This window comes from Mesorhizobium neociceri (assembly GCF_013520985.1).
Classification (GTDB): Bacteria; Pseudomonadota; Alphaproteobacteria; order Rhizobiales; family Rhizobiaceae; genus Mesorhizobium; species Mesorhizobium neociceri.
Genome location: NZ_JACDTY010000001.1, coordinates 357,356 through 382,797, shown reverse-complemented (window position 1 = coordinate 382,797; position 25,442 = coordinate 357,356). Strand labels below are relative to the sequence as shown.

Here is a 25,442-nt window from a genome sequence, read left to right as displayed (position 1 = left end):
AACGTTAGCACCGCCCTGTCGGCGGTCAAGGGATTACTAGCGGAAATGCGGCCTCCGAAGTGCGCTCCACGGGTAAGAGAAAAACTGGTCCAGAGAATTGGTCCAGATGACCCGCGCGGCCAAGGCTTGGCCGTATGACCGACGCCATGGAAGGCTCCGCCCCTCGCCGCACCCGCATCCAGCAGGAAAAGCGCGAGCTGATCCTGGAAGCAGCCCTCGAAGTCTTCTCCACCAACGGCTTTCGCGGCTCGACCATCGACCAGATCGCCGAAGCCGCAGGGATGTCGAAGCCGAACCTGCTCTATTACTTCCGCCGTAAGGAAGATATTCACGAGACGCTGATGGAGCGGCTGCTGGCGACCTGGCTAGCGCCGCTGCGCGAACTCGACGACATCGGCGATCCCCTGACCGAGCTCCGGAGTTATATCAGGCGCAAGCTCGAAATGGCGCGCGATTTTCCCAGGGAGAGCCGGCTGTTCGCCAACGAGATTTTGCAAGGCGCGCCGCGCATCATGCCGCTTTTGGAAGGCGAACTGAAAACGCTGGTCGACGAAAAGGCCAACGTCATCAAGGGCTGGATGCGCGCCGGCAAGATTGCCCGCACCGATCCCTGGCATCTGATCTTTTCGATCTGGGCGACGACGCAGCACTATGCCGATTTCGACGTCCAGGTCCGTGCCGTGCTCGGCGCCGACCGCGGCGGCGACGGCCGCTTCGAGGATGCCGCGCGCTTCCTCGAACAGTTGTTTATCGACGGACTGAAGCCGAAAGGCTGACTTTGGGCGTCAGGCGCTGCGCAGTTCCTGCGGCTGCGCCTTCAGCAGTTCTTCCAGCTTGGCGATCGAATTCTGTTCGGCCAGCGGCGTGTAGACGATCAGCTTCATGTCCGAGCCGTCATCGATCGACAGGCTCATATGCTCGAACGCCATCGCGCCTGCGATCGGATGGCGCAGATACTTCTTGCCGGAGAGCCGGTGCACCACGTCGCGCTGCGGCCACCATTCCCGGAACTCCGGGCTTGAGCGCATCATCAGCGCGATCAGCCGCTCGAAATCCGGATCGCCGGTGTATTTCGCACTCTCGGCGCGAAACGCCGCAAGGGTTGCGCGTGCCAGCTGTTCCCAGTCGACCAGCAAATGGCGCCGGTGCGGATCGGTGAACACACCATGGATGATATTGCGGGCGTCGCCTTCCAGCAGGCCGTAATCGCCGAAAATGGCGACGGCTCCGGCATTCCAGGCCAGCACATCCCAGCGCGGCCCGACAATATAGGCCGGCTGCAGGACCAGGCTCTGCAGCATGTGCAGCAGGGGACCTTCGACCTTGACCGGGGTGATGCGCCGCCGCTCAGGTTGCTGGCGGCCGGCCAGCGTAAACAAATGCCGCTTCTCGGCAGCGTCAAGCCGCAAGGCCTCGCAGAGCGCCGTCAGCACCTCCACGGAAGGTCGCACGTCCCTGCCCTGTTCCAGCCAAGTGTACCAGGTCGTGCCGACGCCGGCGATCATCGCCACCTCCTCGCGCCTCAGCCCGGGCGTGCGCCGCCGGGCGCCGGCGGCGATACCGGTGGCCGACGGCGAAAGTCGCTCGCGGCGCGAGCGCAGGAAGGCGCCAAGTTCGCGCCGGCGGCTGTCTTCGGGTGATGGCGCGGGAACATCCATGGGCTCAGTATAGCAGTATCGATACCAGGATAAAGTTTGAACTGTTTGCGGCGCGCCGATCGCCCCATCTTGTCATCCAGAGCGAATATGGAGGCTCCCGACATGGATCTGAAAGACAAGACAATCCTCATCACCGGCTCGACCGACGGCGTCGGCCGTGTCGTCGCGCAAAGGCTTGGCGCCGGCGGTGCGCGCGTGCTGGTGCATGGCCGCGATGCGGCGCGCGGCAAGGCAACCGTCGCCGAAATCGAAGCCGCCGGCGGCAAGGCCGAGTTCCTCGCCGCCGACCTCGCCTCGCTGGCCGAGGTGCGCCGTCTCGCTGAGGCCGTGCGCGCAAAAGCCGACCGGCTCGACATCCTGATCAACAATGCAGGCATCGGCACCGCCGGCGCCAAGCGACAGCTCAGCGCCGATGGCTTCGAACTGCGCTTTGCCGTCAACTACCTCGCCGGTTTCCTGCTGACGTCGGAACTGCTGCCGCTGCTCAAGGCGAGTTCGCCATCGCGCATCGTCAATGTTGCCTCGGCCGGCCAGCAGGCGATCGACTTCGGCGATATCATGCTGACCCATGGCTACAGCGGCGCGCGTGCCTATTGCCAGAGCAAGCTGGCGCAGATCCTGTTCACCATCGACCTCGCCGGAGAGCTGAAAGGCAGCGGCGTCACCGTCAACGCCCTGCATCCGGCGAGCTACATGAACACCACCATGGTCCGCCAGGCCGGCGTGACGCCGTGGAGCTCGGTCGAGACCGGCGCCGACGCCATCCTCAACCTCGCGACATCGCCCGCGCTGGAGGGCCGCAGCGGCCTCTATTTCGATGGCCAGAAGGAATCCCGCGCCGACGCGCAGGCCTATGACGCGAAGGCCAGGCAGCAATTGCGAACTCTCAGCCTCGATCTCGTTGGGCTGGCTTCTGCAAAATCGAAGGAACAGCATTCATGAGCAAGATCGAACACACGGTCATCATCGGCGGCTCATCCGGCATCGGCCTGGCGACGGCGCGCAAACTGCTTGGCCCGGGCATGAAGGTGACGATCACCGGACGCAATCCGGAGAAACTCACCGGCGCCTGGAAAAGCCTCGGCGGCGCCGCCGAAAAGGCCGCCTTCGATGCTTCGAAGCCGGACGAAGTACGCCAGTTCTTTAAACAGCTCGGACCCTTCGATCACCTCGTTCTGGCCGCCAGCGGCGGTAAGGGACTTGGACCGTTCGAAACCCTCGACCTTGCCGACATCGCCGGCGGTGTGGACGAGAAGGTGCGGCCGCAGCTGTCCTGTTTGCAGGCGGCTTTGCCGACGCTCAACAAATCAGGATCGGTCACCTTCATATCGGCGGTATCGGCGCAGCTGACCGCGCCCGGCGTCGCCGGCATCGCCGCCGTCAACGGCATGCTGTTGACCGTCGTACCGATCCTCGCGGTTGAGCTGAAACCGCTGCGCGTCAATGTCGTGGCACCCGGCGTCATCGACACGCCATGGTGGGATTTTCTGCCCGACGACCAGCGGCAGGCGGTGTTTGCCGACTATGCAGGCAAGACCCCCGTCGGCAGGATCGGCCACGCCGAGGACGTCGCGTCGGCAATAGCCTTTCTCGTCTCCAACGGCTTCATGACCGGCCAGGTGCTGACCTGCGATGGCGGCCTGCGATACGCAGCTTAGCCGTCAAAGCGACGGCGCCATCAGCGTCAGAAAGCCACCGGCGAGCGCGGCGTTGCCAACAAAGCCGTTGATGCGCGATGCTCGGTCCGGGCCCTGATGGTCCCAGAAATTGTGGAACATCGGCGTGGCGACGATGAGAAACAGCACCAGCACCGCGCTGGCGATCGCGGTCCAGATGCCAGCCATCACCAACGCACCGGCAATGGTCTGCAGGATGATGCCGGCCCACAGCGCCAGCTTGGCCTGCGGCACGCCGCGCGCGGTCATCAGCCCGGTCAGGAAGGCCTCGTTCTGGACGTTGCGCAGGCCGGCGACAACGAAGGCGCCGCCGAGTAACAGGCGGCCGAGAAACAACAGGCTCGAAGGCAAATCGACAGGCATGAAACTCTCCCCCTAAAAAAAACAACACCTAAAAGCAGTCGGAGCGCCGCCCTCTCGGACGGTGCTCCATTGCTAAACCGGACGGTCAGGCTGCTTTGGCCGCCGGCATCGGATGAATGGCATGGAACGGGATGCAAAGCCGGTTCCAGGTGTTGATCATGCCAATCGCAACCGACAGCTTGACCAGTTCCTCTTCCGAGAAATGCGCGAGCGTGTTCGCATAGAGTTCGTCCGAAACGCCATTGTTGGCGATCAGGGTCGTCGCCTCGGTCCAGGCAAGCGCCGCACGTTCCCGCTCGGAAAACAGTGGCGATTCCTTCCAGGCCGAAACCAGATAGAGCCGTGTCTCGGTCTCGCCGTCGCGCCGCGCCTCGCGGCTGTGCATCTCGACACAGTAGGAGCAGCCATTGATCTGCGACGCCCTGAGCTTGATCAAATGCAGCAGGGCCACTTCAAGCCCGCATTCCTCGACTGCCTTGTTGAGCGACGACACCACCTTCATGAGTTCCGGCGCCTTGACGAAGAATTGCAGTCTCTGTTTCATCGTCTTTCCTTTCACGTCTGTCTGGCGGGTTAAATCTGCTTGGTCGCAGCGGATTTTTGCGGCCGCTGGTTGCGTGCGATGAAGGCACAGCTCGCGGCAAACGATCGCGGATCGCCCTCGGCTTCGTAATCAGCCACGATGTCGGACAACCGGGTTTCCGCGAGAGTCGCGCGATAGGCGCGCTCGGCCTTGAGCATTGCAGCATTGATGCCGCAGGGCTTCACATAGGCCGAAGCATCTATCTTGACCGGGCCGCGCTGGCGGATCTCGCCGCAGCGGAAAGCAGGCTCACGCCCTTCGATCGCCAGCACGATGTCGAGCAGCGTGATGCGCTCGGCCGGCCTCGCCAGCCGGTAGCCGCCCGCCGGCCCCGGCACCGATTCCAGGATGCGCTCCGCCGTCAGCATGTTGAGATGCTTCAAGAGATAACTCGGCGACAGGCCGAAGGACTCCGCCAGGGCAGCGCCCGGCATGGTGCTGTTGCCCTTGACGCTGGCCAGCGTGGCCGCGCAGTGGATGGCCGCTTCAACGCCCTCGCCCAACTTCATGATGTTGATCTCCAATTCATGGATACTTTATATCGTGGATAAATCTTATCTGCAATAGGAAAATGAAAAACGGCGCCCGAAGGCGCCGCTTTTTTCGTCGATCCGTCCCCTACTCCGCGGCGACCTTGGCCATCGGATTGTTCGGGTGCGTCGTCCAGTTGGCGTAGACCGGCGACACCGGCTTGCCGGTGCGCTGGTCCATCACACCGGCAGCCAGCGGCTCCATGGTGATGCAGTTTTCCACCGGGCAGACATTGACGCACAGATTGCAGCCGACGCATTCGGCCTCGATCACTTCAAAGTGCCTGACGCCGTCGACCATGCTGGTGATCGCCTGGTGCGAAGTGTCCTCGCAGGCGATGTGGCAGCGGCCGCATTTGATGCAGGCATCCTGGTCGATATGCGCCTTGGCGATGTAATTGAGGTTGAGGTACTGCCAGTCGGTGACGTTGGGCGTGGCGCGGCCGACAATATCGTCGAGCGAGGCATGACCCTTCTCGTCCATCCAGTTTTCCAGGCCGGCGATCATCTCCTGCACGATCTTGAAGCCGTAGGTCATGGCAGCCGTGCACACCTGCACATTGCCGGCGCCGAGCGCCATGAATTCGGCTGCATCGCGCCAGGTGGTGATGCCGCCAATGCCGGAGATCGGCAGGCCGTGGGTCTCGGGGTCGCGGGCGATCTCGGCGACCATGTTCATGGCGATCGGCTTCACCGCCGGACCGCAATAGCCGCCATGCGAGCCCTTGCCGTCGATGGTCGGCTGCGGTGCGAATGAGTCGAGATCGACGCCGGTGATCGAGTTGATGGTGTTGATCAGCGACACCGCGTCGGTGCCGCCGGAGAGTGCCGCGCGCGCGGGCTTGCGCACATCGGTGATGTTGGGCGTCAGCTTGGTGATGACAGGCATGCGAGTATTTTGCTTGCACCAGCGCACCACCATTTCGATGTATTCCGGCACCTGGCCGACCGCCGCCCCCATGCCGCGCTCCGACATGCCGTGCGGGCAACCGAAATTGAGCTCGATGCCGTCGGCCTCGGTCTCCTCGACCACCGGCAGGATCGCCTTCCAGCTTTCCTCGACGCAAGGCACCATCAGCGAGACGACGATGGCGCGGTCGGGCCAGTCCTTCTTGACCTGCTTGATCTCACGCAGATTGACTTGCAAATCGCGGTCGGTGATCAACTCGATATTGTTGAGGCCGAGCAGGCGCCGGTCGGCGCCCCAGATCGCGCCGTAGCGCGGACCGTTGACATTGACCACTGGCGGACCTTCCTCACCCAGCGTTTTCCAGACAACGCCGCCCCAGCCCGCCTTGAAGGCGCGGATGACGTTGTAGGCCTTGTCAGTCGGCGGCGCCGAGGCCAGCCAGAACGGGTTGGGCGATTTGATGCCGACGAAATTGTTGCGGATGTCAGCCATGACAGGTCCCTTTCAACCGAGACGAAGGAGCAGTTCGACGGGTGCGAGAATACCGCCTTCAAGCGCGGCGGTGAGATTGGCGATCTTGGTGCGGGCGTTCTCGCCCATGATGAGATTAACGCCGGGCGGCGGCTTTTTGCCTTCCGTCTGCGCCACAGCCATCCGGGCGCGTATCGTGGCGAAAAATTCGATGGCGAAGACGCCGCGTGGGCGCTCGGCGGTTACAGAGAACCCTGCAGCCGCAGCAGCCGAGCGATAGTCGTCGGGCGTGGCGACGAAGGACATGCTCTCATCCGATGCCCATGGCAGCGGATAGGTCAGCGCACCTGCCTTGAGCCGCATCACATCGTAGACGGCAAAGACGCCGCGCGGCTTGAGCACACGCGCCGCCTCGCTCATCAGCTTTTTCTTGTCGGGAAGATTCATGCCGACATGCAGGATCATGGCCGTATCAAAGCTTTTGTTGCTGAACGGCATGTCCAGCGCGCTGCCCTGCACGAACCGGACTTTGTCGGCCATTCCCACCCGCTTCGACAGGCTGGTCGCGATGTCGACATAGCTTTGCGTCAGATCAATGCCGGTGACATCGGCGCCGGCATTGTTGGCGGCAAAGCGGGCTGGACCACCCACGCCGGAACCAATGTCGAGCAGCCTGGCCCCCGGCTTCAAACCCATCTGGCCGATGAGTTCCCTGGTGGCGGCGATACCGCCAATGTGGAACTCGTCGACCGCTTCGAGATCGCCGGCGCGCAGATGGCCAATGTCCACGCCGGTATCGGCGAGCACGGCAAGAATGTGCTGCTCCAGATCCGATACGTCGTAGTGACGGGCGATGCCCGATTCCACCGAGGCCATGATCTCTATCCCTGCGTCAGACTCCTGTTGATGCTCTCAGCCGCATCGCGGCCTTGTGCCACGGCCGAGACCGTCAGGTCGTCGCCGCCGAAGATGCAGTCGCCACCGGCCCAGACATTGGCGAGCGAGGTGCGCCCTTCCGCATCGACCTTGATGCGGCCGGCTTCGAGTTCGATCGCAGCACCACTGCCGTTGAGCGCGGCCGGCACAAAGCTCTGGCCGATCGCCTTGAACACCTGGTCGGCGGTGAGCGTCAGCCGCTCGCCGGTGCCAGCGAGCTTGTCGCCGTTCATGGCGGTGTATTCGAGCTCGATGCCCGACACCTTGCCGCCTTCGGCAATGACCCGCTTCGGCTGCAGCCAGTGACGGATGGTGACGCCATTGGCGGCGGCCAGATCCTGCTCGAATTCGGAGGCGTTCATGTGCTCCTGGCCGCGCCGGTAGCAGATCGTCACTTCCTCGGCGCCGAGCAGCTTCGACTGCACCGCCGCGTCGATCGCCGTCATGCCGCCGCCGATGACGACGACGCGCCGGCCGACCGGCAGGCTGGAAAGATCGCTGGCCTGGCGCAGTTCGGCGATGAACTCGACGGCATTGGTGACGCCGTCGGCATCCTCGCCATCGGCGCGCAGCGCATTGACGCCGCCAAGCCCCATGCCGAGGAAGACGGCATCGTAGTTCCTGGTCAGGTCCGACAGCTGGTAGTCGCGGCCGAGCGCCTTGCCGTTCTGGATGTCGATGCCGCCGACGGCGGTGACATAGTCGACCTCGGCCTGGGCGAAATTGTCGATGCTCTTATAGGCGGCGATGCCATATTCATTGAGGCCGCCGGCCTTCGGGCGGGCTTCGAGAATGGTCACCTCATGGCCGTGGCGGGCGAGCCGGTGGGCGGCGGCAAGACCGGCCGGCCCGGCGCCAACCACAGCGACCGATTTTCCGGTCGATTCCGCACGCGGATAAAACTGTTTGTGCTCGGCCATGGCGACATCGGTGGCGTAGCGCTGCAGGCGGCCGATCTGCACCGGCTTGCCTTCCGCTACCTCACGCACGCAGACCTCTTCGCACAGCGTCTCGGTCGGGCAGACGCGGGCGCACATGCCGCCCAGGATGTTCTGGTCGAAAATCGTCTTGGCGGAGCCGATCGGATTGCCGGTCGAGATCTGGCGGATGAACAGCGGAATGTCGATCGAGGTCGGGCACGCGTTCATGCACGGCGCGTCATAGCAGAAATAGCAGCGGTCGGATTCGACCAGCGCCTCGTGGTGGTCGAGCGGCGGATGCAGGTCGGAAAAATTCTCGGCGTACTGGTCGGCCGGGAGCCGTCCGCCGGCAATACCGTCCTTGAACTGGCCTTCTGGCATCGTCAGTTCCCCATGTTTTCGTTTTGGGGAAGGCTAGCACGTTTTATTTTTTTATCAATTGGTCAATTTTCGGCGCAAGCCTCTGAAAACCTTTGATAATAACATGATTTTTTTACTCATGTTATGGGCTTTCGACCTATGTCGCGGGCGAAAGGCCGGAGCTTGCAGCACCACCATGGATCGACCTTATCTCGTCGGCGACCAGTTGCTGCAATCGCCATAGATTGCGGTCGCGAATGCCGAATTCCTCGAGGTGGCTGACGGTGTTGTAGAGATACTCCGCACCTGAGCCGGCATGGCCGCAGGCCCGGGCCAGCACCTTTGCCACTATGTCCAGCGGCTGCCCAAGCGACGTCCCCCTGCCCGTCACCCCGACCCAGAAGCCGAGCGCTCGCACCACCCCTTGGGCCGTGCGCACCGGAACCCACCGGACCGAGCTGACACTTTCATGGTCGTCGATCTCGCGCCGCAACAACCGTTCGATCTGTTCTGGCTTGTCGCCGTCCGGCAGGCGGTAGATGACGCCATCGCATCGCCCGCCGCGCTCAAGCGCCATCATCAGCCCCGGCTGCGCTGCGGTGCCGCGCCAGCGCACCATGTCGAGGCAAAACGAGCGATGCCAACCGAAAGCAGTGGCGCGCTGTCGCTCGACGGATTCGAAGGCTGGCTTCCAGATCAACGAGCCATAGGCGAACACCCATAACGGCCCCGCATCGGCTTCTTCGGAGAGCCGTAAGGCAAGGGTGCGGAAGTCCTCGTCGGTCAACTGCGTCCAGCTGCCATCAGGCCCGGGATCGGCCTCCTCGCGGTGGCACAGTGAGACGAGCTCGGACGTGAGCGACATTTGACGATGCATGGAACAAAAACCCCGTTGGCGCCAGAAAAGGGGAAAACCACAAAGCGCGCAAGCCGTGGAACGCTTGTGAACGCACCGTCATTATTGTGTGGCCAATGTCGGATTTGCGTCGCGAAGATCGTCCTAGGATGGATCACGCATGAAAGGGCAAGTTTGACCCCCGGAACGCGCCATGGCGACGGGGCGGCCTTTACCTAAACGTATCTGAGAACGGCAAGCGTAATTGACTCAGCATCAAAACCAAGGACGGACCAGCAGGGTTCTACATGCCCACCGGCCTACCGGTATCTACCCCGCCTGGGCAGAACTGATCCCGACAAGTTTTCGCATAGGCCGAACGTCCGTATCTCAAATAGTCGTGCGTAAACGCTTGTAAGCACGCGCCTTTGTTCCATTTGTCTTGATTTAAGGGTGCGGCGGCCTCAATTGTTCGACCAAAGCTCAAGAGCGAGTCGAACACATGGCAAATCGAGTTCATATCGACGCACCCCGGTGTAATAGAGATCGAAGGCGAGAGAGAATTTGTCGAGGGTGCACTCGCTAAGTTCTTGCCGCTGATCGAACAAGCCGGATTTGGTAGTCGGCCGCGTAGCCTAGCATCTGGCCAGGATGGCGAAGACGAGCTTCTGGCAAACGGCGACGTAGCGCCCGCAGGGGATGGTGGCAAGGCGAAGGCCAAGCGCAGGAAAGGAGTCATACCGCCGAGGGGACAGGCATGTGGCGACCGCATCTTCACACTAAGGGGTGATGGCTTCTTCAAAGAGCACCGCGGCCTTCCGGCCATCACTGCCGGGCTTAGAGAAAAGGGTTGGACGTACCAATCCAATCAAGTTTCGGCTGCACTAGATGGCATGTTCAAAAAAGGCACTATTCAACGAACCAAGGTTGGAAATGGGCCTTGGACATATTTCTGGGATAGGGACTAGCGTGAGCTCGGCCTCTATCCGCGATGCCCTCAAGGCCCTTCCTGACGGCCTGAAAGAACCGCTCCTTGCCGAGTTCGAGCAGGCGATGGACGAGTTCCGCGCGGGCGATTGGGAAGCAGTCGGCGTCAAGGCCGGCAAATTCTGCGAGATTGCCTACTGCATCTGCGCCGGGCACGTGGCGGGTAAGTTTCCGTACACTGCGCACAAGCCCGACAACTTCCCGAAAAGCTGCAACCTACTGGAGGAACACAACAAGACAAAGGGCAGGGGTATGTGCGTCCAGATACCCAAGATCCTTATTGCGCTCTACGAGTTACGCAACAATCGAGCCATTGGTCATGTTAGCGCAGAGGTCAGCCCCAACCACATGGACGCAGAGTTCTTTCTGCGAGGCATGAAATGGGTCATGGCAGAGTTCATCCGCCAACTGTCTACCCTAGCCCTTGACGATGCTCACGCGCTAGTCGAGGCCGTCACGGCACGGACTTTCCAGATAGTCTGGACGAGTGGTGACACCAGACGGATACTCGAACCTGCCAAGACGGTCAGTCAGAAGGTGTTGATCCTGCTGTATGCCGAAGGGAAGCCAGTAGACAGGACGGTGTTGAGGCATTGGGTAGATTACAAAAACCCAAGCTATTTCCGAAACACGGTCCTGAAGGACCTACACAAGCACGCCCTTGTCCATTTTGACGAGGCGAAGGATACGGTTGAAATTCTCCCACCGGGTCAATCCCAAGTGGAAAATTCTGGTTTGCTGCTGATGGGCGGCAAGGCTTAAAGGTGTTGCCCATAGCATCGACCCGGAACTGCTTTCATCGCGCGATGGCACAGTGAAACAAGCTCAGGCGTGAGCGACATCCGGCGCATGAAACGACTACCCCTCGTTCGCCCTAAGGAAAGTCGAAAACCGCCGTGCGTGCAAGCCGCCGGGTGGGGCGAAGTGGGGAACGATGTGTTCACCCACACGTTGAATTTTCTGCGGTTCGCTGTCGGATTCGCGTCGCTGAAAACGTTCTCTGATGGATCGGACAACGATCGATGCATGAAGGTGAGGAGACCGAAAAAATGCCGAAAACCCCAATGCCCTTCTTCTGGTACGAGCTGATGACCAACGACCTCGATGCGGCGGAAGCGTTCTACACCACCGTCGTCGGCTGGAAGGCCGAGCCCTTCGACAAGGCTCCCGGTATGCCGCGCTACATCGTGGTGAACTCCGCCGAGCGTGGCGTCGGCGGGCTGATGACCATGCCCGAGGACGCCGCCAAGATGGGCATGAAGCCGGCATGGCTCGGCTATATCCACACCAGGGACGCGGATGCCTCGACCAAGGCGCTGAAGGCCGCCGGCGGGGCTGTTCACCGCGAGCCGGACGACATTCCCGGCGTCGGCCGCTTCTCGGTCGTCGCCGATCCACAGGGCGCTGCCTTCATGTTCCTGCAGCCCAATGGTCCCGACCAGCCCGTCCTTCCGGCAACGACGCCTGGCCATGTCGGCTGGCACGAACTCTATGCAGCGGACCGGCAGGCGGCCTTCGACTTCTACTCAAGCCAGTTCGGCTGGACCGATGCCGGGAGCATGGACATCGGCGAGATGGGCATCTACCAGACCTTCTCGGCCGGCCCTGAATCCGGCGGCGGCATCATGAACAAGCCGCCGCAGCTGCCGGTGCCGGTGTGGCTGTTCTACTTCAATGTCGATGCCATCGACGCCGCCGCCAAACGTGTCACCGACAATGGCGGCAAGATCGTCATGGGTCCGATGCCGGTGCCGACCGGCCAATGGATCGCCCAGTTCACCGATCCGCAAGGCGCCTATTTCGCGCTGATCGCACCGGGACGCTGATCCGGTATTACATCGTCACGGACTGCTCTCATCGCACTGCCAGGTGCGATGAGAAACGCACCGGGACGCAAAGTCATTCCGGCGCTAACACAGCGACCTTGAGGTTCTCTTTCTTGGCGCCACTGAGCTGGATCGTGGCCGCCCCGGCCGCAAGTTTGAAGCGCACGCTCTTGCGGATGCCGGGACAGGTCTTCACACCGCTGAAAGCCACGGACTTCGAGGCTTGGCCATTCTGAATGACGTCGACCCACGCCTCATCGGACAGGCTGATCTGGAGCTCGCCCTCCGGAGGCACGGCGACGTTTGCCGTCGCGCCGAATGTCCCGGCTGCCGGCGCGCGTTCCGGCGGCACGGCAAAGCTAATCGTGTCGACCGCCGCGAGCGTGAAATCCACCGCTTGCCCGACTGTCACAGCACCGCCGGACTGCGCGGCTGGCGCTGCCGGAAATAGTTCCTGTTCACGTGTCACCGGCCATTTGAAGGCATCGCAGCCGCTGTCGGCGGCCATGGCGACGCTGGTGCCCGCAAGGATTGCGAACAGGCTGATGGTGACTTTTTTCATGGCTAAGGGAACCCATCTGGTTTGGAGTGTCTACGCGCAGATATACAACCATAGCGATACGCATGCAACCATAGCGAGAACAACTATCGAAGTCCAGACTGAAAACAATTTTCAATCACCGATTGTTGATGGCAGGCCATGGGAAGTGAATGGTCCGAGGCCAGGCGATAATCTATGGCCGGGCCGAAGGGTTGGAAAAATGGAGTTTTAGATGAAGCTTTTTGACGGTCTCAGCAGATTTCAGCCGCAGATGCTCGGCGTGCTGCGCATCATCACGGCCCTGCAGTTCATCGAGCATGGCTCGCAGAAGCTGTTCAATTTCCCCGTAAGCGCCGAGGCTCACGCTCTCACCGGACTGACGACGACGGCAGGCATTATCGAATTCGCCGGCGGCATCCTGCTGGCGCTCGGTCTCCTCACTCGGCCCGTTGCCTTCCTGCTGGCCGGCGAGATGGCCATCGCCTATTTCATGGCGCACTTCCCGCGCGACTTCTTCCCGATCAACAACAACGGCGACGTGGCGATCTCCTTCTGCTTCATCTTCCTCTATCTGGTGTTTGCCGGCGCCGGCGCCTTCGCGCTCGACAACCGTCGCAACGCCTGACAAGGGCGGGACAAAGGGGGTGAGCCTTCATCCCCTCATGCGTTCGAAATTCGCATCGAACAGCGGCGCCGCCTGCATGCGCGCCGTGTGGCGTTTGCCCAAAAGTTCGATCTCAAACCCGTCGCTCTCGTCGGCGATCTCCGTCGGCACATAGCCGAGAGCGACGGACTTTTTCGGATGGTGCGCATAGCCGCCTGACGTCACCCAGCCGCGCACCGCGCCATCGTACCAGATCGGCTCGTCGCCGATGACATCGGCATCGTCGGCTTCGAGGATGAAGGTGCGCAGCCTGAGCTTGCCGCCTTGCTTGCGCTCGGCAAGAGCGCCGGCCTTGCCGATGAAATCGGCGTCCTTGCCATAGGCGACGAAACGGTCGAGCCCGGCCTCCAGCGGCCCGTAGATCGGCCGGTATTCGCGCGCCCATGAGCCGTAGTTCTTCTCCAGCCGCAGCGCATTGAGCGCGCGCGAGCCGAACAGGCCAATGCCGAATTCTTCGCCCGCCGCCATCAGCGCCTGGAAGGCAGCGCGCTGGTATTCCGGCGCCACCCAGATCTCGTAGCCGAGATCACCGGTGTAGCTGACGCGGCCGACCAGGCATGGCGCCATGCCGATGTCTATCTTGGCGACTGCCATGAATGGAAACGCGGCATTGGCGACATCGGCGCGGGTGACCTTTTCCAACACCTCCCGCGCCTTCGGACCGGCGATCGCCAGACCGGTGAGTTTTTGCCCGAGCGCCTCGATGCGCACCGAACCATCCCCCGGCAAATGCGCCTCGAACCAGCGCATATGATACTGCTCGGCGACACCGGATCCAGCGATGAACCACTCGCCGTCGCCGATATTGGCCAATGTAAAATCGCCGATCAGCTTGCCGTCGTCCTTCAGCATCGGCGCCAGCGTCATGCGGCCAGGCTTCGGCAGTTTGCAGGCAAAGATCCTGTCGAGCCAGGCGGCGGCTCCCTCGCCCGTCACCTTGTATTTGGCAAAGTTCGAAATCTCCGCCAGGCCGACGCCTTCACGAACCGTCGCGACCTCCTTGGCGACATGGGTGAAGTCGCTGGACCGCCGCCAGGAGAACTCATCCTTGACGCCCTCGGGCGCATACCACAGCGGCACTTCCAGCCCATAGGACACGCCCCATTGCGCGCCCTTGGCCGACAGCAAATCGTAGATCGGCGTTGTCTTCAGCTGCCGTCCGGCGGGCAGTTCTTCATTGGGGAAACGGATGGAGAAGCGGCGCGAATAATTCTCGCGCACCTTGGCGTTGGTGTAGGCCATCGTCGCCCAGTCGCCATAGCGCGCCACATCCATGGCCCAGATGTCGGCGCCGGGATCGCCCTCGATCATCCAGTTCGACAGTGCCAGCCCCACACCGCCGCCCTGTGAAAAGCCCGCCATGACGCCGCAGGCGACCCAGAAGCCGGGAAGGCCGCGCACCGGCCCGACCAGCGGATTGCCGTCGGGCGCGAAGGTGAAGGGGCCGTTGATGATCTGCTTGATGCCGGTCCTCTCGAAGGCCGGGAAATGCCGGAAGCCGACCTCGAGCGACGGCGCGATGCGGTCGATATCCGGTTCCAGCAATTCATGGCCGAAATTCCACGGCGTGGAGAACTCGGACCAGACCTTGTTGGCCTTCTCGTACGTGCCCATCAGCATGCCGCCGCGCTCCTGGCGCAGATAGAGCTCGCCGTCGAAATCGACAGCATGGATGATCTCCGTGCCGGTCTTGGCGTTCCACGCCGCGACCTCGGGCATGTCCTCGGTGATCAGGTACATGTGCTCCATCGCCAGCACCGGCAGTTCCAGCCCAACCATGCGGCCAACCTCCCGCGCCCACAGGCCGCCGGCATTGACGACATGCTCGGTCACCACCTCGCCCTTGTTGGTGATGACACGCCACATCCCGTCGGGCCGCCGCACAATGTCTTCCACCTTGGTGAAACGCTCGACCTCGGCGCCGAGCTTGCGCGCCGCCTTGGCATAGGCGTGCGTCACCCCCGAGGGATCGAGATGGCCATCCTCTTTGTTGCGGACAGCGCCGACAAACTGTTTCGGGTCGAGCAGCGGCATCAGTTCGGCTGCTTCATTGGCCGAGATTTCTTCAAGGTCGATGCCGAGATATCGCCCCTTGGCAACGACGCCGCGCAGCCAGTCGAGCCGCGCCTCGGTCGCCGCCAGAAGCACGCCGCCGGTCAGGTGCACGCCGGTCGCTTGACCAGACAGCTCCTCGATCTCCTTGTAGAGCGAGATCGTGTATTTCTGCAGCTTGGCGACGTTGGGGTCGCCATTGATCGTGTGCATGCCGCCGGCCGCATGCCAGGTCGAGCCGGAAGTCAGCTCATCGCGCTCAAGAAGCACCACATCCGTCCAGCCATGGCGGGCCAGATGGAACAGCACAGAGCAGCCGACCACGCCACCGCCAATGACCACCACCTTTGCATGCGATTTCATGAGTTTTGCTCTGTTATCAATGAGTTGGATGGGTGAGATGAATCAGGATGGAAAGCGTCACGGCTCGCCTTGCCCGATCGCTTCCTTGCGCCTAGCCATGTACGCCTCCAGCGCTTCGCGCACGGCGACATCCATCACCGGCTCGACATAGTCTTCCAGCGCCTTCTTCCAAAGCCGGGTCGCCCGCGCCGTCGTGTCGAGACCACCGGCCTCCTGCCACGCCTCGTAATTCTGCCAGTTGGACAGCATCGGCTGGTAGAAGGCGGTGGCATAGCGTTCCAGCGTGTGCGGCTCGCCGAAGAAGTGGCCACCGGTCGGCACCGCGCCCAGCGCCTCGACCGCGAGCTCTGCCTCGTCAACCACGATCGGGCGCAGGAACTCCATCATGTGCTGGATCATCTCGACATCGATGATGAGCTTTTCGAACGATGCCGTCAGCCCGCCCTCCTGCCAGCCGGCGGCGTGGTAGACAAGATTGCCGTGGCCAAGCACCGTGCCCCACAGCGCCATCAGCGTCTCATAGGCGCCTTGCGCGTCGGCGGCGTTGGAGGCCGAACCCGGCGTCGTGCGATAGGGCAGATTGTAGCGCCGCGCCAATTGCCCCGAGGCGATGTTGGCCTTGGTGTTCTCCGGCGTGCCGAAAGCCGGCGCGCCCGACTTCATGTCGACATTGGAGGTGAAGGCGCCGTACATCACCGGCGCGCCGGGGCGCACCAGCTGCGTCAACACCACACCGAACAGCGCTTCGGCATTCTGCTGCGCCAATGCGCCGGCCAACGTCACCGGGCTCATCGCGCCCATCAGGGTGAACGGCGTCACCGCCACCGACTGGCCGAACTCGGCCATGGTCATCAGGCCTTCGGCCATCATCTCGTCGAAGCGGCGCGGCGAGTTGACCGAGATGATGGTGGCGATGCCGGGATCGTCACGCATCTCATCCAGCGTCAGCCCGCGCGCGATCGCCATCATCTCGATGCCGTCGAGCGCCCGGCCCCTGCCGATCGCCGAGACATGGAAGGATTTGTCGGTCAGCGTCAGATTGGTGAAATAGGTGTCCATATGCCTGGTGTTGGCCGGCAGCTCCACCGGCGCGCAGACCTGGTTGCCGAGCATGTGGATGCAGTTGAAATGCTGCGCCAGCCGGGTGAGATCGGCATAGTCGCGCAAATTGCCGGCTCGCCGGCCACGCTCCATGTCATGCACATTGGGCGGCCCGGCGACGAGGGTGAAATTGATCGTGTTGCCGCCGAGATGAATAGTGTTGGCCGAATTGCGCGGCGTCAGCCGATAGCTGGACTGCGTGGTCTTCAGCGCCTCGGCGACAAGGCCCCTGTCGATGCGGACATTCGCCGTCGCATGATCGACCGTGGCGCCTGCCTTCTCGAACAGTGACAGCGCCCGCGGGCTCATCACCTCGATGCCGAAATTTTCCAGAATATGCATCGAGGCCTGATGGATCGCCTCGATCTGGTCGGCCGACAGCATTGCCATCGGTGGATAGGGATTGGTCACGCGCCTGAGCGGCAGTTGCGGGATGGCCGACGGCCCCCTGTTGCTGGTTCGCTCGGCGCCGCGCTTGCGTCTTGGTTCATTCATGCCGGCATCAGAGCGCCAGCATCGGAATGTGGCTGTCAGAAATCCGCCCTTCACAGGCGTGATTTTAGCCAAGGCGGCATTTCCGGATTCCGATGAAGACAAAAACGACGCAAAAGGTCGGAATAATGATACAGGCTCTCTTAGGTTGAGCCGGGCCGGCAAGCCGTTAAGAAACGCAGCAAGATTCCCTTTATGATTTCGGCCTATTCGTCTTCCAATGCGTGTGTCGAGTTTTAGTAAAATTGTAGCGGTTGGTGTGCTGCTGGGGCTTTCGGCCTGCGCGACGCCGCCGAGCCACATCAACGATGTCTGCGCCGTCTTCGACCAGAACGATGGCTGGTTCGACAACTGGCAGGCTGCGGCCGAACGCGCCTCGCAGAAATACGGCATCCCGGTGCCGGTGCTGATGGCGACGGTGCGCAAGGAGTCCGGCTTCAAGAGCAACGCCAGGCCGCCGCGCACAAAACTGCTCGGCTTCATTCCGTGGAAGCACGTCTCCTCGGCCACTGGTTTCTCGCAGGCACTCGACGGCACCTGGTCGCAATATCAGAGCGAGACCGGCAGCTGGGCGGCGCGGCGCACGAAATTCGCCGATGCCGTCGATTTCGTCGGCTGGTATCATTCCAAAACCGCCGACACCTTCGGCGTCGCCCGCAACGACACCTACAATCTCTACCTCGCCTACTATCTCGGCTGGACCGCCTATGGCCGCGGCAATCGCGGGGATGCCGGCGTGCAAGGCTATGCGCGGGCGACCGACAAGATGGCCCGCGACTACGCCGTCCAGCTACAGCAATGCGGCAGCAACTGAGCGAGCGCGCATACAAGGCGTGAGGTCCGTCGGGATCGATCAGGCTATGACGCCTCCGGGATGCTTCTTCATCATCGCAGCATAAGCATCCGCCGCTCTTTCGGTCTCTTCGATATAGGGAGTTGCGCTGGGGCGAGAGCGAACCAACTCGTATAGCCTGGCAATCGACGGAAGCTGCTCGCACACCATTTGGCGGTCAAGATAGGCGATCCAAAAACTCAGATAGAAATCCGCAAGTGAGAAACGAGGCCCCAGGACGTAAGGGCCTCTTAGTGCCAGCCTTGTGTTCATGATCTTCAGGCGGCTGAGAACCGTCGATTTTGCCAGGTCCTGAACCCCAGCGTCATCGTCTCGTCTCAGCGAGAAGCGATGCGGGTAATGGAAGCGCTTCATCTCGGACTGTATATCTGCGGCGATATGAAAAACCGTCGAGAGAAAGAGGCCCCAGTCCGGGTCGGTCACCGCAGGCGCAAGCTCCGTGAGCTGATGCCGTTCGGCCAGGCAAAGCATCAGCGCGGCCACCTCGTAGAGCGCCTCGCCCTCAGGCGTGATCAGCACCGGCACGAGCCCGGCCGGATTTATCGCCAGGAATTCCGCGCTGCGGTGCTCACCGTTCAGAATGTCAATTTTTCTGAGCTCATAGCGGACCTTGCCTTCCTCAAGCACCCACTGGACAAGAGGAGCGCGGGTGAAGTCACCGCCATAGAGAATGTACATCGGCCCCTCCGCGACTGCACCTCGCCTATTATCTCGGCTGGACAGCCTATGGCCGCGGCAACCGCGGCGATGCCGGCGTGCAGGGCTACGCGCGGGCGACCGACAAGGATGGCCCGCGACTAAGCCGTCCAACTGCAGCAATGCGAAAACTAGCACCCTTCCTGGTTTAGTGCCGCCTTGTCGTATCTTTCGGCCTTTTGACACCGGTTTCGGAAGCCTCGTCGACTACTTTGTTGCGACGGGCTCGCATCCCGGCCTGACCCTGCTCCACGGCCTCGCCGATCTCGTCCGCTTCCGCGGTCGACGCTTTGCCACGCGGCCGGTTGGGCGCTGTTCCTGTCGAACCCGAGCCGCTGCCATGCGGCGCATCTTCCGGCACACCCTCATGCGCCGCGTGCTCCTTGTCGAACTTGATGACCGGCTCCATCGTCGCCAGCACATCGTCCGACAGCCAGCACAGGCTCATATGGCCGTCGCCGAGATGCTTGACCGGCGGCACCTTGGTCTCGCACAGATTGTCGGGCACCAGCTTCTTGTAGCCGCACCGCGTCTGGAACGGGCAGCCGCTCGGCGGGTTCATCGCCGACGGGATGTCGCCTTCGAGCACGATGTGCTTCTTGACCACGCTGGTGTCGGCAATCGGGATCGCCGACAGCAGCGCCTCGGTATAGGGGTGATAGGGCGGCGCGAAGATCTGGTCTGTCGTGCCTTGCTCGACGATGTAGCCGAGATACATGACGACAACGCGGTCCGCGATGTAGCGCACGACGGACAGATCGTGGCTGATGAATAGCATCGTCGTCTTGTTCTTGCGCTGGATGTCCATCAACAGCTCGGTCACGGCCGCCTGCACCGACACGTCGAGTGCCGAGACCGGCTCGTCGGCCACCACCACCTTGGCATCGCCGGCGAAGGCGCGCGCCACGCCGATACGCTGCTTCTGGCCGCCGGACAGCTGGCGCGGCTTGCGTGTTTCGAAAGCGCGCGGCAGCTTCACTAGGTCGAGCAGTTCCAGCATGCGCTTGCGCCGCTCGGCAACATTGTTGCCGACATTGAATTTCTCCAGCGTGCGGATGATCTGCGAACCGACCGAGTGGCTGGGATTGAGCGTGTCGAACGGGTTCTGGAACACCATCTGGATCGACGACACCGTATCGACGCTGCGCTTCTCGATGCCGGTCGACTGGATCTGCTTGTTGCCCAGCGTCACGGTGCCTGAACTTGCCGTCTCCAGCCCGAGCAGCACCTTGGCCAGCGTCGACTTTCCGCAGCCGGATTCGCCGACGATGGCGACGGTTTCGGATTCGCGCGCCATGAACGAGATCGTCTCATTGGCCTTGACGACGCGGCCCTCGCTGGAGCCGAACACTTCGCTGCCGCCGACCTTGTAGTATTTCCTGAGGTCCTCGATCTTGAGCACCGGCGCGCCGGGCACGACGCGCTCATTGACCTTCTTGGCGCCGGGCGGCAGTGCTTCCCAGTCGATCTCGTTGAAGCGTACGCAGCGCGAGAAATGCCCCTCGTGACCGGCGACTTCGATCATCGGGATTTCGGCGGCGTTGCAGACGCCCTCGACGAAATGGTGGCAGCGCGGGCCGAAATTGCAGCCCTTGGGCCGCTCGTGCGGCAGCGGCAACTGGCCGGGGATCGAGATTAGTGGCCGCGAATTCTTGTCGGCGCCCGGCAGCGGGATCGAGCGGAACAGCCCTTGCGTATAGGGATGACGCATCCGGTCGAACACGTCCTTGATCTTGCCGGTCTCGACCGCTTCGCCCGAATACATCACCGTGATCCGGTCACACGTCTCCAGGATCAGGCCGAGATTGTGCGACACGAAGATCATCGACGTGCCGAACTTTTCGCCGAGCCCCCTGACCAGTTCGACGATGCCGGCCTCCACCGTCACGTCGAGCGCGGTGGTCGGCTCGTCGAGCAGAAGCAGCGCCGGCTTCGACAGCAGCGCCATGGCGATGACGATGCGCTGCTGCTGGCCGCCGGAAAGCTGGTGCGGATAGGAACGCATCATGCGCTCGGGGTCGGGCAGTTTCACCGCCCGCACCATTTCCAGCGCCCTTTTGTAGGCCTCTTCCTTCGATACCTTGTCGTGGATCAGCGGCACTTCCATCAATTGCTGGCCGACCTTCATCGCCGGATTGAGGCTCGCCATCGGCTCCTGATAGATCATGGCGATCTTGTTGCCGCGAATGGACCGCAGCTCCTCGTCGGAGAGCTCGCCCATGTCCTTGCCCTGGAACTTGATCTTGCCGCCGACGATCTTTCCGATGTTGGAGAGATCGCGCATGATGCCGAGCGACACGGTCGACTTGCCGCAGCCGGATTCGCCGACGATGCCCATGGCTTCGCCGGGCATGACCGTGCAGGAAAAGTCCATGACGGCGGGGATCTCGCCCTTGCGGGTGAAGAAGGAGATCGACAGGTTCTCGATCTCGATGATCGGCCCATTGGTCGACTTTGGGGGATTTCGAACTGCCTCATTCATGGGTCGCTCCAATCCTATTTTTCATGCGCCGGGCCAAAACCCGCAGATCAGTCTTTCATCGATTGTTCGCGCAGCGAGTCGGCGAGCAGGTTCAGTCCCAGCACGAACGACATCAGCGCGATCGTCGGCGGCAGCGCCGGGTGGATGAAGGAGCGCAGCAGGCGGCTGGCATCCTTGATCGCGGTGCCCCAGTCCGGGCTCTCCGGCGCCAGGCCGAGACCGAAATACCCCAGCGTGCCGAGCAGGATCGTGGTGTAACCGATGCGCAGGCAGGCATCGACGATCAGCGGTCCACGCGCATTGGGCAGGATCTCCCACAGCATGATGTACCAGGGCGATTCACCGCGTGTCTGCGCCGCCGCCACATAGTCGCGTGTCTTGATGTCCATCACAAGGCCGCGCACGATGCGGAACACGCCGGGGCTGGAGGCGAATACCACCGCCACAAAGATGTTGAGCTGGTTGGGATCGATGTGGATGACCTTGAACGGATCGGCATCGAACACCAGGCCGGCATAGACCCAGCCGCCAAGGACCAGCGTCAGCCCGAGCAATATGTAGAGCCGGTCCGGCCGGTTCTTGTAGCGGGTCCAGAACAGCACGGAAAAGAAAATGATCGGGAAAAGGAAGAACAGGCCGGCCATGGCATAGGGGATGGGCGTGTCCATGATGCCTGGCGTCACCAGCAGGTAGAACAGCAGGATGACCGGGAAGGCCAGCACCAGATTGGCCAGGAAGGACAGCACGGTGTCGATCCTGCCGCCGTAATAGCCGGCGGGCAGGCCGAGCGTGATGCCGACCATCAGTGCGAACCCTGTCGCCGCCGGTGCGATGATCAGCACGATCTGGCTGCCATAGACCATGCGCGAGAAGACATCGCGGGCGAGCTTGTCGCCGCCGAAATAGTAGATGAGCTTGGATATCGGCTCGATCCCGCCCGGCAGCGCGTCCTTCATGATCGGCACCTGGGAAAGCGGATCGAAGGGCGCGACGGTCGACGCGAAGATCGCGGTGAACAGCCAGAACAGGCAGATGCCGACGCCGACAATGCCGACGCCGCTGTCGAACAGCTGGCCGTAAAGGCCGAGCCTTTTCTTGTAGCTGAAGCTCGCCCCCATCACCAACGCGAGCCCCAGCCAGACCGGCCAGAAACGTGCGATCACGCCGAGCACAATGTTGAAGGCGCCGATATATTCGACCTGCATCTGCCCAGCCCCCTATTGAACTCTGATACGCGGATTGAGGAACGCGTAGCCGACATCCGAGATGAGCTGCGTGATCAACACGATGAACACCGAGACCAGCGAGCAGCCGAGCAGCAGGTCGATGTCGTTGTTCCCGGCGGCCTCGACCAGCGTGTAGCCAAAGCCCTGATAGCGGAACATCACCTCGACGATGACGACGCCGGTGAGCAGCCAGGGGAATTGCAGCATGATGACGGTGAACGGCGCGATCAGCGCATTGCGCAGCGCGTGCTTGACGACGACGCTGCCGAAAGAGAGCCCCTTCAGCCGGGCGGTGCGGATATATTGCTGCGTCATCACCTCGACCATCGAGGCGCGCGTCATGCGGGCGATATAGCCGATGCCGTAGATCGCCAGCGTCATCACCGGCAGGGTGAAATTGTAGAAGGTGATACCCTGGCTGGCCGAGGCGGCCGAACCGTTCAGCCAGCCGAGCCAGGAGGCGAAGATAACGGTGAAGATGACGCCCGACACATATTCGGGCGTCGCCGTCGAGGCGATCGAGGCGACGGACAGCGTTCGATCTGTTCGTGACCCCTCGCGCATGCCGGCCAAAATGCCGATCAGCAGCGATATCGGCACCATCACGGCCAGCACGCAAAGCATCAGAATGCCGGTGGCGCCGAGTGCGGGGAAGAGCTTTGACGCAACGTTGGTCTTGAACTTGGTCGAACAGCCGAAATCGCCTTCCAGGACGCCGGAGAATTTCGGCTCCAGCGGGTCATTGCAGAAGGAAAAACGCTGCGTCGGCTTGCCCGTCGCCGGATCGGTCACCGGCTGCTTGGGCAGGACGCCCAGCCACTGGCCGTAGCGTACGAAGAAGTTCTGCCGGTAGCCATGGTTGACCAGCCAGCTTTCGAGCTGCTCGGCAGAGGTGTGCATTTCAGTCTGGCTGATCGCCAGCTTCTTCAAATTCGGCTCGAGGTTGATCAGGAAGAAGACGATCATCGTCAGGCACAGCATCGTCAATGCCATGGTGCCGAGACGCCGGATTACGAAAGAAAGCATGGCGGTCCCCTGCCGGTCTGGTTGGGGTTGGAGCCAGCCTGGAAAACCAGCTTTGCCGTTGCCGGCAGAGTTGGCCCTCAAACCGGCCCTCGAATGCGATCAACCCTGTTTTATTGCGTGGCCCTTCCCGAGAAGTCCGCAGATCTATGCTGCGCCGGCTTCCGGTTCTGGATCATGCGAGGCGTGACGGGGAAGAGGCGAAGCGCCTCTCCCCCGATCAGGTCGATCAGGCCTGTTCGAGCCAGATCTTGCCGTAGTCGCGCTCGTAGGTCGGGTGCATCTTGTAGTTCTGCACCGCCTTGACCGAATGGCTGTAGAGCTTGCGCCAGTAGGGCTGAATGATGATGCCGGAATCCTGCAGCGTCTGCTCGATATCCTTCATCATTTCCTTGCGCTTGGTAGCGTCGGCGACCGACAGCGCCGCGTTGAGCTTGGCATCCCACTCCGGATTCGAGTAGGCGGCCTCGTTCCAGGCTTCGCCGGTGCGGTATGCGATGGCCAGCACCTGGACGCCCAGCGGGCGCATGTTCCAGTTGGTCATCGACAGCGGGTACTTCGTCCAGTCGTTCCAGAACGTCGAACCCGGCAGCACCGTGCGCTTCACTTTGATGCCCGCGTCGCGCAGCTGCGCGGCGATGGCGTCACCGGTATTCTTGTGCCAGTCCTCGTCAACCGTGATCAGCTCATGTTCGAAATCGGCCTGGCCGGCTTCGGCCATCAAAGCCTTGGCCTTGGCGGGATCGCGGGCGATCTTCGGCAGTTCGTAATATTCCGGGTGGATCGCGCATACATGGTGGTTCTCGGCGACGGTGCCGGCATTGCCGTAACCGAGTTGGAGGACCACGGCGTTGTCGACGCCGAGCTGCAAGGCCTGACGAACCTTCTGGTTGTCATAAGGCTTGTTGTTGATGTTGGTGCGGCACACGATGGTGGCTGCGGTAACAACTTCCGACTTCACCAGATCCATGCCGTCGAGGATCGACACATAGTCGGCCGACGTTTCGAAATTGGTATGGACTTCGCCAGCTTCGAAAGCGCTGACCATGGCCGCCGGATCGGTGCCGTAGTCGACGAATTCGATGCCGTCGAGGAAGACTTCACCGTCCCACCACTTGTTGTCTTCGCGGCGCTTGTAGACCACTTTCTGGCCGACATCGTAGGACACCAGTTCGAACGGACCGGTGCCGATCGGGCAGGCTTTGAAATCGCCGCCCTTCTCGTCGAAGCTCTTGTGAACGATGAGGCCGGGATAGTCGCACATGTTCGGGATCAGCGCGATGTCCGGCTTGCCGAGCTTCAGCTTGACGGTCATGTCGTCGACCTTGGTCACGGCACTCTCGTCGAGCTTGTCGTCCTTGACCAGCGTGCCGAGGCGGCCGGGCATCGAATTGCCCTCGGCCTTCTTGTCGGCCCAGCGGCGAATGTTGAAGATGACGTCCTCGGCGGTGAAGGCGTCGCCATTGTTCCAGGTCACGCCCTTGCGCACATGCAGCGTGTACTCCGTGGCGTCGTCATTGACGTCCCAGCTCTCCAGCAGGTAGGGGCGGAACGTGTATTCGGTCGTGTACTTGACCAGCGGTTCGAGCGCCTGGCGCTCGGCATTGGCGATTTCCGACCAGTCGGACTTGCGCGGGTCCTTGGGATCCTTGATCCACTGTGCGACCTTGAGGATGCCACCCTTTTTGCCTTGAACTTCTTCGGCCTTGGCCGGCGTCGGATCTACCAGGCCGAGCATGCCGTATGCCATCGCCGTGGACGCGCCAAAGACGCTGGCCATGGCGAGGAATTCGCGGCGATCGACCTTGCCTGCCTTGGCTTCTTCGGCCATGGCCAGGATGTGATCCGGAACGCGATCGCCATTACTCTTGTAAATTGTCATGACTTAACTCCC

The 25,442-nt window shown here is 62.0% G+C and carries 23 protein-coding genes; 7 read left to right on the top strand and 16 right to left on the bottom strand.

Going from position 1 to position 25,442, the window contains the following annotated elements:
* The first annotated feature begins 146 nt into the window (after positions 1-146).
* Entirely contained in the window at positions 147-776 is a 630-nt protein-coding gene (locus H0241_RS01665; protein WP_142868293.1) for a TetR family transcriptional regulator C-terminal domain-containing protein, read from the top strand.
* Between the two features lie 9 nt (positions 777-785).
* Here H0241_RS01665 and H0241_RS01660 read toward each other — a convergent pair whose 3' ends face one another.
* On the bottom strand, positions 786-1,658 hold the full coding sequence (locus H0241_RS01660) for a helix-turn-helix transcriptional regulator (RefSeq protein ID WP_181055691.1): 873 nt from the start codon (positions 1,656-1,658) through the stop codon (positions 786-788).
* Between the two features lie 102 nt (positions 1,659-1,760).
* Between H0241_RS01660 and H0241_RS01655 the strand changes: the two genes are divergently transcribed.
* Both H0241_RS01655 and H0241_RS01650 read left to right on the top strand, forming a co-directional pair.
* Entirely contained in the window at positions 1,761-2,600 is an 840-nt protein-coding gene (locus H0241_RS01655; protein WP_181055690.1) for an SDR family oxidoreductase, read from the top strand.
* On the top strand, positions 2,597-3,316 hold the full coding sequence (locus H0241_RS01650; protein WP_181055689.1) for an SDR family oxidoreductase: 720 nt from the start codon (positions 2,597-2,599) through the stop codon (positions 3,314-3,316). The genes H0241_RS01655 and H0241_RS01650 overlap by 4 nt, the downstream gene beginning before the upstream one ends.
* Before the next feature lie 3 nt (positions 3,317-3,319).
* On the opposite strand, the gene H0241_RS01645 is transcribed toward H0241_RS01650, so the two are convergent.
* The 7 genes from H0241_RS01645 to H0241_RS01615 form a co-directional block, all read right to left on the bottom strand.
* On the bottom strand, positions 3,320-3,697 hold the full coding sequence (locus H0241_RS01645) for a DoxX family protein (RefSeq protein ID WP_181055688.1): 378 nt from the start codon (positions 3,695-3,697) through the stop codon (positions 3,320-3,322).
* Positions 3,698-3,782: 85 nt separating this feature from the next.
* Positions 3,783-4,241: a carboxymuconolactone decarboxylase family protein gene (locus H0241_RS01640; RefSeq protein ID WP_181055687.1), complete on the bottom strand. Its 459-nt coding sequence runs from the start codon at positions 4,239-4,241 to the stop codon at positions 3,783-3,785.
* A 29-nt stretch (positions 4,242-4,270) separates the two neighbouring features.
* A complete protein-coding gene (locus H0241_RS01635; protein ID WP_181055686.1) occupies positions 4,271-4,789 on the bottom strand; it encodes an RrF2 family transcriptional regulator in 519 nt (172 codons plus the stop codon).
* 109 nt (positions 4,790-4,898) lie between these two features.
* The gene (preA, locus tag H0241_RS01630) at positions 4,899-6,212 is read right to left on the bottom strand and encodes an NAD-dependent dihydropyrimidine dehydrogenase subunit PreA (protein WP_181055685.1); all 1,314 of its coding nucleotides are present in this window, start codon (positions 6,210-6,212) and stop codon (positions 4,899-4,901) included.
* Positions 6,213-6,224: 12 nt separating this feature from the next.
* The gene (locus H0241_RS01625) at positions 6,225-7,067 is read right to left on the bottom strand and encodes a class I SAM-dependent methyltransferase (protein WP_181055684.1); all 843 of its coding nucleotides are present in this window, start codon (positions 7,065-7,067) and stop codon (positions 6,225-6,227) included.
* Between the two features lie 5 nt (positions 7,068-7,072).
* On the bottom strand, positions 7,073-8,428 hold the full coding sequence (locus tag H0241_RS01620) for an NAD(P)-dependent oxidoreductase (RefSeq protein WP_181055683.1): 1,356 nt from the start codon (positions 8,426-8,428) through the stop codon (positions 7,073-7,075).
* A gap of 136 nt (positions 8,429-8,564) precedes the next feature.
* Positions 8,565-9,272, bottom strand: a complete 708-nt coding sequence (locus H0241_RS01615; protein WP_181055682.1) for a gamma-glutamylcyclotransferase — start codon at positions 9,270-9,272, stop codon at positions 8,565-8,567.
* A 939-nt stretch (positions 9,273-10,211) separates the two neighbouring features.
* On the opposite strand from H0241_RS01615, the gene H0241_RS01610 reads away from it, so the two are divergent.
* A complete protein-coding gene (locus tag H0241_RS01610) occupies positions 10,212-10,991 on the top strand; it encodes a hypothetical protein (RefSeq protein WP_181055681.1) in 780 nt (259 codons plus the stop codon).
* 287 nt (positions 10,992-11,278) lie between these two features.
* Positions 11,279-12,055, top strand: a complete 777-nt coding sequence (locus tag H0241_RS01605; RefSeq protein ID WP_181055680.1) for a VOC family protein — start codon at positions 11,279-11,281, stop codon at positions 12,053-12,055.
* Between the two features lie 73 nt (positions 12,056-12,128).
* Here H0241_RS01605 and H0241_RS01600 read toward each other — a convergent pair whose 3' ends face one another.
* On the bottom strand, positions 12,129-12,617 hold the full coding sequence (locus H0241_RS01600) for a hypothetical protein (protein ID WP_181055679.1): 489 nt from the start codon (positions 12,615-12,617) through the stop codon (positions 12,129-12,131).
* A 211-nt stretch (positions 12,618-12,828) separates the two neighbouring features.
* On the opposite strand from H0241_RS01600, the gene H0241_RS01595 reads away from it, so the two are divergent.
* The gene (locus H0241_RS01595) at positions 12,829-13,221 is read left to right on the top strand and encodes a DoxX family protein (RefSeq protein WP_181055678.1); all 393 of its coding nucleotides are present in this window, start codon (positions 12,829-12,831) and stop codon (positions 13,219-13,221) included.
* Between the two features lie 27 nt (positions 13,222-13,248).
* Here H0241_RS01595 and H0241_RS01590 read toward each other — a convergent pair whose 3' ends face one another.
* Both H0241_RS01590 and H0241_RS01585 read right to left on the bottom strand, forming a co-directional pair.
* Positions 13,249-15,675 (bottom strand): GcvT family protein, encoded by a 2,427-nt coding sequence (locus H0241_RS01590; protein WP_181055677.1) that lies wholly within the window; start codon positions 15,673-15,675, stop codon positions 13,249-13,251.
* 57 nt (positions 15,676-15,732) lie between these two features.
* Entirely contained in the window at positions 15,733-17,271 is a 1,539-nt protein-coding gene (locus H0241_RS01585; RefSeq protein WP_181055676.1) for a trimethylamine methyltransferase family protein, read from the bottom strand.
* Between the two features lie 217 nt (positions 17,272-17,488).
* Between H0241_RS01585 and H0241_RS01580 the strand changes: the two genes are divergently transcribed.
* Positions 17,489-18,082, top strand: coding sequence for a transglycosylase SLT domain-containing protein (locus H0241_RS01580; protein ID WP_181055675.1), 594 nt, complete (start codon positions 17,489-17,491; stop codon positions 18,080-18,082).
* A 39-nt stretch (positions 18,083-18,121) separates the two neighbouring features.
* Here the strand turns inward: H0241_RS01580 and H0241_RS01575 are convergent, their stop codons facing one another.
* The 5 genes from H0241_RS01575 to H0241_RS01555 form a co-directional block, all read right to left on the bottom strand.
* The gene (locus tag H0241_RS01575; protein WP_181055674.1) at positions 18,122-18,799 is read right to left on the bottom strand and encodes a glutathione S-transferase family protein; all 678 of its coding nucleotides are present in this window, start codon (positions 18,797-18,799) and stop codon (positions 18,122-18,124) included.
* Between the two features lie 166 nt (positions 18,800-18,965).
* Entirely contained in the window at positions 18,966-21,299 is a 2,334-nt protein-coding gene (locus H0241_RS01570) for a dipeptide ABC transporter ATP-binding protein (RefSeq protein ID WP_181055673.1), read from the bottom strand.
* Between the two features lie 47 nt (positions 21,300-21,346).
* Positions 21,347-22,504, bottom strand: a complete 1,158-nt coding sequence (locus tag H0241_RS01565) for an ABC transporter permease (protein ID WP_181055672.1) — start codon at positions 22,502-22,504, stop codon at positions 21,347-21,349.
* Between the two features lie 12 nt (positions 22,505-22,516).
* Entirely contained in the window at positions 22,517-23,551 is a 1,035-nt protein-coding gene (locus tag H0241_RS01560; RefSeq protein ID WP_181055671.1) for an ABC transporter permease, read from the bottom strand.
* 226 nt (positions 23,552-23,777) lie between these two features.
* Positions 23,778-25,430 carry an ABC transporter substrate-binding protein gene (locus H0241_RS01555; protein ID WP_181055670.1) on the bottom strand — a complete coding sequence of 551 codons (1,653 nt, stop codon included), beginning with the start codon at positions 25,428-25,430 and terminating at the stop codon, positions 23,778-23,780.
* Positions 25,431-25,442: the final 12 nt, after the last annotated feature.

What these genes read in the sequence shown, in the direction of transcription:
- H0241_RS01660 (WP_181055691.1), bottom strand. Translation starts at nt 1,658, where the DNA reads ATGGATGTTCCCGCGCCATCACCCGAAGACAGCCGCCGGCGCGAACTT.
- preA (WP_181055685.1), bottom strand. Translation starts at nt 6,212, where the DNA reads ATGGCTGACATCCGCAACAATTTCGTCGGCATCAAATCGCCCAACCCG.
- H0241_RS01620 (WP_181055683.1), bottom strand. Translation starts at nt 8,428, where the DNA reads ATGCCAGAAGGCCAGTTCAAGGACGGTATTGCCGGCGGACGGCTCCCG.
- H0241_RS01625 (WP_181055684.1), bottom strand. Translation starts at nt 7,067, where the DNA reads ATGGCCTCGGTGGAATCGGGCATCGCCCGTCACTACGACGTATCGGAT.
- H0241_RS01635 (WP_181055686.1), bottom strand. Translation starts at nt 4,789, where the DNA reads ATGAAGTTGGGCGAGGGCGTTGAAGCGGCCATCCACTGCGCGGCCACG.
- H0241_RS01650 (WP_181055689.1), top strand. Translation starts at nt 2,597, where the DNA reads ATGAGCAAGATCGAACACACGGTCATCATCGGCGGCTCATCCGGCATC.
- H0241_RS01640 (WP_181055687.1), bottom strand. Translation starts at nt 4,241, where the DNA reads ATGAAACAGAGACTGCAATTCTTCGTCAAGGCGCCGGAACTCATGAAG.
- H0241_RS01595 (WP_181055678.1), top strand. Translation starts at nt 12,829, where the DNA reads ATGAAGCTTTTTGACGGTCTCAGCAGATTTCAGCCGCAGATGCTCGGC.
- H0241_RS01645 (WP_181055688.1), bottom strand. Translation starts at nt 3,697, where the DNA reads ATGCCTGTCGATTTGCCTTCGAGCCTGTTGTTTCTCGGCCGCCTGTTA.
- H0241_RS01600 (WP_181055679.1), bottom strand. Translation starts at nt 12,617, where the DNA reads ATGAAAAAAGTCACCATCAGCCTGTTCGCAATCCTTGCGGGCACCAGC.
- H0241_RS01615 (WP_181055682.1), bottom strand. Translation starts at nt 9,272, where the DNA reads ATGTCGCTCACGTCCGAGCTCGTCTCACTGTGCCACCGCGAGGAGGCC.
- H0241_RS01575 (WP_181055674.1), bottom strand. Translation starts at nt 18,799, where the DNA reads ATGTACATTCTCTATGGCGGTGACTTCACCCGCGCTCCTCTTGTCCAG.
- H0241_RS01560 (WP_181055671.1), bottom strand. Translation starts at nt 23,551, where the DNA reads ATGCTTTCTTTCGTAATCCGGCGTCTCGGCACCATGGCATTGACGATG.
- H0241_RS01665 (WP_142868293.1), top strand. Translation starts at nt 147, where the DNA reads ATGGAAGGCTCCGCCCCTCGCCGCACCCGCATCCAGCAGGAAAAGCGC.
- H0241_RS01580 (WP_181055675.1), top strand. Translation starts at nt 17,489, where the DNA reads ATGCGTGTGTCGAGTTTTAGTAAAATTGTAGCGGTTGGTGTGCTGCTG.
- H0241_RS01655 (WP_181055690.1), top strand. Translation starts at nt 1,761, where the DNA reads ATGGATCTGAAAGACAAGACAATCCTCATCACCGGCTCGACCGACGGC.
- H0241_RS01565 (WP_181055672.1), bottom strand. Translation starts at nt 22,504, where the DNA reads ATGCAGGTCGAATATATCGGCGCCTTCAACATTGTGCTCGGCGTGATC.
- H0241_RS01585 (WP_181055676.1), bottom strand. Translation starts at nt 17,271, where the DNA reads ATGAATGAACCAAGACGCAAGCGCGGCGCCGAGCGAACCAGCAACAGG.
- H0241_RS01570 (WP_181055673.1), bottom strand. Translation starts at nt 21,299, where the DNA reads ATGAATGAGGCAGTTCGAAATCCCCCAAAGTCGACCAATGGGCCGATC.
- H0241_RS01555 (WP_181055670.1), bottom strand. Translation starts at nt 25,430, where the DNA reads ATGACAATTTACAAGAGTAATGGCGATCGCGTTCCGGATCACATCCTG.
- H0241_RS01605 (WP_181055680.1), top strand. Translation starts at nt 11,279, where the DNA reads ATGCCGAAAACCCCAATGCCCTTCTTCTGGTACGAGCTGATGACCAAC.
- H0241_RS01590 (WP_181055677.1), bottom strand. Translation starts at nt 15,675, where the DNA reads ATGAAATCGCATGCAAAGGTGGTGGTCATTGGCGGTGGCGTGGTCGGC.